The organism is Micromonospora maritima (assembly GCF_902825405.1).
Classification (GTDB): Bacteria; Actinomycetota; Actinomycetes; order Mycobacteriales; family Micromonosporaceae; genus Micromonospora; species Micromonospora maritima.
In genome coordinates this window covers 1-5,809 of record NZ_CADEAU010000343.1, presented here as the reverse complement: position 1 = coordinate 5,809, position 5,809 = coordinate 1, and the positions used below count along the sequence as shown (strand labels likewise).

Here is a 5,809-nt window from a genome sequence, read left to right as displayed (position 1 = left end):
GGCCCGGCCCTGGTCGGCGGCGCCCGCCGGCTCGCCGCCGCGCGGGCGGCGCACCGACCCCGGCCGGCTCATGTCCCGTCGCGACCGACCACCACGCGCGTCAAGTGCCATGCCGAGGATCCTGCCCGCTGTGGACCTTCCGGGCAATGCGGCACCCGGAAAGGGGGTCCTCCGTGTTGTGCCCGGGTGGCTACCCTGACCCGGACCACGTACCTGGAGATGATCAGATGAGCTATCCCCCACCCCCCGGTGGTTGGCAGGACCCGCAGTCGAGCCCGCCGGTCGACCCGTACGCGCCGGTCGACCCGTACGCGGTCGCGAAGTCGCCCTACCCGCAGCCCGCCGGCGATCCGTACGCCGCGCCCGGCGGTTACCCGCCGCCCTCGGCGTACCCGCCACCGGGTGCCTACCCGGGTTACGCGCCGCCGACCAGCAAGACGAACTCGCTGGCCATCGTGGCGCTGGTGCTCTCGCTGGTCGGCTTCACCTCCTGCATCACCGCGCCGATCGGCGCGATCATGGGCCACGTCGCGCGCAAGCAGATCCGGGAGACCGGTGAGCAGGGCGAGGGCATGGCGAAGGCGGCCATCATCGTGGGCTGGATCCTGACCGCCCTGCTGGTCGCGCTGATCGTCTTCTACGTCGTGATGATCGTGATCGCGGTCAACTCGGACAGCTCCAGCAGCTACTGACGCGCGCGGGCCGCCCCCGGCGAAGGGGGCGGCCCGGCGACGTCAGCGGCGTGCGGTCACTCGCTGGGCGGCGTGAACGACGAGGTACGGGTCATGCCCGCGGCCCGGCCCTTGGCCGCGACCACAAGCGCCATCTTGCGGGACGCCTCGTCGATCATCTCGTCGCCGAGCATCACCGCGCCGAGCTTCCCGCCCGCCTCCGAGGTGTAGAAGTCGTACGCGTCGAGGATCAGCTCGGCGTGGTCGTAGTCGGCCTGCGCCGGCGAGTAGACCTCGTTGGCCGCGTCGATCTGACCGGGGTGCAGCACCCACTTGCCGTCGAAGCCCAGCGCGGCCGAGCGCTTCGCCACCTCGCGGAACGCGTCCACGTCCCGGATCTGCAGGAACGGGCCGTCGATGGCCTGCTTGTCGTGCATCCGGGCGGCCATCAGGATGCGCATGAGGATGTAGTGGTAGGGGTCGCCCGGATAGTCCGGGATCAGCGCGCCGACCACCAGCGACTTCATGTTGATCGAGGCCATGAAGTCGGCCGGGCCGAAGATGATGGTCTCCACCCGGGGCGAGGCGGCCGCGATGGCGTCCACGTTGACCAGGCCGGCGGCGTTCTCGATCTGCGCCTCGATGCCGATCCGGCCCACCTCCAGACCGAGCGTCTTCTCGATCTGGGTGAGCAGCAGGTCCAGCCAGTGCACCTGCTCCGCGTTCTGCACCTTGGGCAGCATGATGCAGTCCAGGTTCGCCCCGGCGCCCTCGACCACCTCGATGACGTCCCGGTAGGTCCACGGCGTGGTCAGGTCGTTCACCCGGACCACCCGGGTCTTGCCGGTCCAGTCGCCCTCGTTCAGCGCGGCCACGATGTTCTTGCGCGCGTCCGGCTTGGCCAGCGGGGCGACCGCGTCCTCCAGGTCGAGGAAGACCTGGTCGGCGGGGAGACCCTGGGCCTTGCCCAGCATCTTGACGCTGGAGCCGGGTACCGCGAGGCAGGACCGGCGGGGGCGACCGACAACGGCCATGGATGCGCTCCTTCCGGCGTCCGGCCGCACGGGGCCGACGCGGGCGGTGGATGTCGAGAACTTAACGATCCCAAAGGGCGTGGTGACGCCACGGTAACCTCGTGCCGTGACCGGGGTGAATGGACCTGTGGAAGATCTCACTGAGCGTCGGATCGTGGTGCTGACCGGGGCCAGTTCGGGCATCGGGCTGGCCGCCGCCGTGGAGCTGGCCCGCCGCGGCGACCAGGTGGTGCTGGTCGGCCGCGACCCGGCGCGGCTGCGTGCCGCCGGGGAGCGGGTCCGCGAGTCCTGCGGCGAGCAGCCGGAACTGTTCCGCGCCGACTTCGCGGTGCTCGACGACGTACGCGGGCTCGCCGAGCGGCTGCGCGCGCACTACGACCGGATCGACGTGCTCGCCAACAACGCGGGCGCGATCGTGCTGGAACCGATCACCACGGTCGACGGTTTCGAGCTGAGCATGCAGGCCAACCACCTGGCTCCGTTCCTGCTCAGCAATCTGCTCGCCGACCGGGTGCGCCGGATGGTGGTGACCGCCTCCGACGCGCACCGCAGCGGCGTGCTCGACCCGGACGACCTGAACGCGTCGCTGCGCCACTACCGGCCGTTCCGCGCCTACGGCACCAGCAAGCAGGCGAACATCCTGTTCACCGCCGAGGCCGCGCGGCGCTGGCCGGAGCTGCCGGCGTACGCGTTCCACCCCGGCGTGGTGCGCACCCGCTTCGGCAACGAGAGCCGCCTGGTGGCGCTCGGCATGCGCCTGCTGCCGTTCCGCAGCCCGGAGAAGGGCGCGGAGACGCTTGTCTGGCTCGCCCGCCAGGACCCGTCCCGGCTGGTCGACGGCGGTTACTACGCCGATCGCAAGCCGCACCGGCCCCGGCCGAAGGCGGCCGACCCGACGCTGGCGGCGCGGCTCTGGACGGCCAGCGCGAAGGCGGTCGGCATCGACGCCTGAGGGACCCGTCCACCGGATCTCCGCCCGGTCGAACCCGCCGGCACTCTCCGGCGGGTCGCCGCGAGGTCGCCCGCGCTGCCAGACTCGGCCCATGACGACGGGGAACGAGGTCCTGCTGGTCGCGCTTGTCGACCTGAGCGCCGACGCGCCGGCCGGCCGACGCTACGAGGACGCCGTGCTGGCGCTGCTCGACCGGCACGGCGGGCGGCTGGAACGGCGGTTACGCACCGGGGACGGGCAGACCGAGGTGCACGTCATCCGCTTCGCCGCCCGCGCCGGGCTGGACGCGTTCCTCGCCGACCCGGAGCGCGCCGCGTTGCGGGCCGAGCTGGGTGACGCCGCCCCCACCACCCGGGTGCTGGAGGTCCACGACGTCTGACCTGCCCCTCCTCCCTTACTTCAGCACGCGGGGACGCCGAGAACAAGACTTGATCTTGGCGCTGACGGGGAGCACTGTCGGGGCATGGACTTCGATCCCCTGGCCACCGCCCGCCGGGCGCTCTGGATCGGCGGCGCGCAGTGGGCCGGCAAGACCACGCTCGCCGTCACGTTGGCGCTGCGGCACGGGCTGACCGCCTACCTCTACGACCGCCACGACGCGCGGGGACACGACGACCGGCGGATCGCCGACCGGGTCCGCCGAGGCGAACCGCCGGACGGGCCCGATCCGGAGACGACGTGGGTGACGACCGACCCGCGGCGGATGGCGGCCGAGACCCTCGCCGGGTTCCCGCGCCGCTTCGAGTGGGTGCTTGACGACCTGAGCGCCCTGGTCAGCGAGGGCCGGGTGATCGCCGAGGGCTGGGGGCTGCGCCCCGAACTGGTCGCCCCGGTGGTCGCGTCGACCCGCCAGATGGTGGTGCTGGTGCCGACGCCCGAGTTCCGCGCGTACCAGATGGAACGGCTGCCCCGGGCGACCGCCCGGCACCCCGGCGTGAGCGACCCGGAACGGGCCCGGCGCAACCGGATCGCCCGCGACGAGCTGGTCGCCGCCGACGCGGTCGCCGCCGCGTACGCACTCGGGATCCGGGTGGTCGAGGTGGACGGCAGCCGTGACGCCGAGGCGGTGGCCGCGCTCGTCACCGACCACTTCGCCGGATACCTGTGAGCGTCAGTGCGACACGTGCACCGGGACGCTGGTGACCACGACACCCGGCAGGGTCCGCAGCGCCGCCCGCAGCCGCTGCTCGGCCCGGCTGTGCAGCAACCGGTGCCGACGCCGGCGCAGCACCACCTCCGGCACGATCACGGTCAGGGTCAGCTCCGGCCGGCTGCTGTGCAACGCCTCCAGGTAGTGCGCGAGCGGCCCGATCACCGACCGGTACGGCGACACGATGGTCTCCAGCCGCAGATGGTCGCCCCAGGCCCGCCACTGCTCCCGGAACCGGTCCGCCTCGGCCTCCTCCGGCGCGATGTGCACGGCCAGCGTCGGCCGGCCGAGCGAGGTCGCGTACGCCAGGGCCCGCAGCGAGGCCCGGTTCAGCCGCGCCACCGGCACGATCACCAGGTGGCGTACCTGCTGGGGCAGCTCCTCGCCCTCGGCGAAGCCGGCGGGGCCGGCGGGGCCGGACGGACCGGGCGGGGGCGGGTGCAGCGCGAGGGCCCGGTGCAGCGTGGCGTAGTGCCTGTGGATCCGCCGGAAGAGCAGGACCAGCAGCGGCACCGCGATCACCACCACCCAGGCGCCCTCGGTGAACTTGGCGACCGCGGCGGTCACCAGCACCAGCCCGGACAGCGTCGCGCCGACCGCGTTGACCGCGAGCCGGCGACGCCGCCCCGGGCCCGGCCGGCGCCGCCAGTGCACCACCATCCCGGTCTGCGACAGCGTGAAGGCGAGGAAGACGCCGACCGCGTAGAGCGGGATCAGCCGCTCGGTGTGCCCGCCGAAGGCGACGAAGACCACCGCGGCAGTGAGGGCGAGCGCGACCAGGCCGTTGCTGAACGCCAGTCGGTCACCCATGTGCAGGAACCGGCGCGGCGCGTGGCCGTCGCGGGCCATGAAGAACAGCAGCCGGGGAAAGTCGTTGAACGCGGTGTTCGCCGCCAGCAGCAGGATCAGCGCGGTGGTGGCCTGGAGGATCGCGTACCCGGGCCCGCTGGGGAAGGTGACCCGGCCGAGCTGGGACAGCAGCGTCTCGTCCGGGCGCGGCACCAGGCCGTCGAGGTGGATCAGCCCGACCAGGCCGGCGAAGAGCGCGACCAGCATGGCGACCATCCAGCCCAGCGTGGTGCGGGCATTGCGCCACTCGGTCGGGCGGAACGCGGGCACCGCGTTGGAGACCGCCTCGATGCCGGTCATCGACACCGCCCCGGAGGAGAACGCGCGCAGCACCAGCAGCAGACCCAGCCCCTCCGCGGCGGGCACCGCCGGCGGCGGCACCGGCGCGAAGCCGCGCCCCGCGGCCTTCGCGTAGCCGACCGCCAGCACCGCGACGACCACCACCACGAAGGCGTACGTGGGCAGCACGAAGATGTTGCCGGCCGTGCGGACGCCGCGCAGGTTGCCGGCGAGCAGCACGCCGATCACCAGCACCCCGAGCGGCACGGTCCACGCGGTGAGCCCGGGCAGCGCCGAGGTGACCGCGTGCACCCCGGCGGCCACCGACACGGACACGGTCAGCACGTAGTCGAGCATCAGCCCGGCCGCGGCGGCCAGCCCCGGCGTACGTCCGAGGTTGTCCCCGGCCACGATGTACGACCCGGCGCCGTGCGGGTAGGCCGGAATGGTCTGCCGGTAGGAGAGCCCGACCGCGACCATCAGCACGACCAGCAGGGCGGCCAGCGGCAGGGCCAGCCCGAGCGCCCCGCTACCGGCCAGGACCAGCACGGCGAGCATCGCCTCCGGCCCGTACGCGACGGAACTGAGCAGGTCCGAGGAGAGCACCGGCAGCGCGACCAGCTTGCGCATCCGCTCGTAGAGCACCGAGGAACTGGCCAGCGGCGGGCCGACCAGGGTCCGGCGGATCCGGGTGACCGCCCGGCCGAACCGGTTGCCGGGCAGGTGCGCCGCGCCGGTGGCGACCAGTTCGTCCGGCTGCGCCACGGTGAACATGTCGATCGGGGTCAGCCGGCCGAACCGGGTGGGCAGCGGGCGGCCCCCGCGCCGGCCCGGCGTCGGGTCGACCGGCAGGTCGTCGGCCCGGCGAGGGCCG

Annotated in this window: 6 protein-coding genes; 4 read left to right on the top strand and 2 right to left on the bottom strand. The window is 73.3% G+C overall.

Annotated elements, in window-relative coordinates; all coding sequences use genetic code 11:
- Positions 1-227: 227 nt before the first annotated feature.
- On the top strand, positions 228-692 hold the full coding sequence (locus tag HUW36_RS23870) for a DUF4190 domain-containing protein (RefSeq protein ID WP_174530226.1): 465 nt from the start codon (positions 228-230) through the stop codon (positions 690-692).
- 56 nt (positions 693-748) lie between these two features.
- On the opposite strand, the gene HUW36_RS23865 is transcribed toward HUW36_RS23870, so the two are convergent.
- A complete protein-coding gene (locus tag HUW36_RS23865) occupies positions 749-1,705 on the bottom strand; it encodes an HpcH/HpaI aldolase/citrate lyase family protein (protein WP_174530225.1) in 957 nt (318 codons plus the stop codon).
- Positions 1,706-1,832: 127 nt separating this feature from the next.
- Between HUW36_RS23865 and HUW36_RS23860 the strand changes: the two genes are divergently transcribed.
- From HUW36_RS23860 to HUW36_RS34600, 3 genes are all read left to right on the top strand, one after another.
- The gene (locus HUW36_RS23860; RefSeq protein ID WP_174530224.1) at positions 1,833-2,657 is read left to right on the top strand and encodes an SDR family NAD(P)-dependent oxidoreductase; all 825 of its coding nucleotides are present in this window, start codon (positions 1,833-1,835) and stop codon (positions 2,655-2,657) included.
- Positions 2,658-2,748: 91 nt separating this feature from the next.
- Positions 2,749-3,036 carry a DUF1330 domain-containing protein gene (locus HUW36_RS23855; protein WP_174530223.1) on the top strand — a complete coding sequence of 96 codons (288 nt, stop codon included), beginning with the start codon at positions 2,749-2,751 and terminating at the stop codon, positions 3,034-3,036.
- 84 nt (positions 3,037-3,120) lie between these two features.
- Positions 3,121-3,765: a hypothetical protein gene (locus tag HUW36_RS34600; protein WP_174530222.1), complete on the top strand. Its 645-nt coding sequence runs from the start codon at positions 3,121-3,123 to the stop codon at positions 3,763-3,765.
- A 3-nt stretch (positions 3,766-3,768) separates the two neighbouring features.
- Here HUW36_RS34600 and HUW36_RS23845 read toward each other — a convergent pair.
- Positions 3,769-5,809 (bottom strand): APC family permease (locus tag HUW36_RS23845; protein ID WP_217428864.1); only part of this gene is annotated, 2,041 nt, incomplete at its 5' end.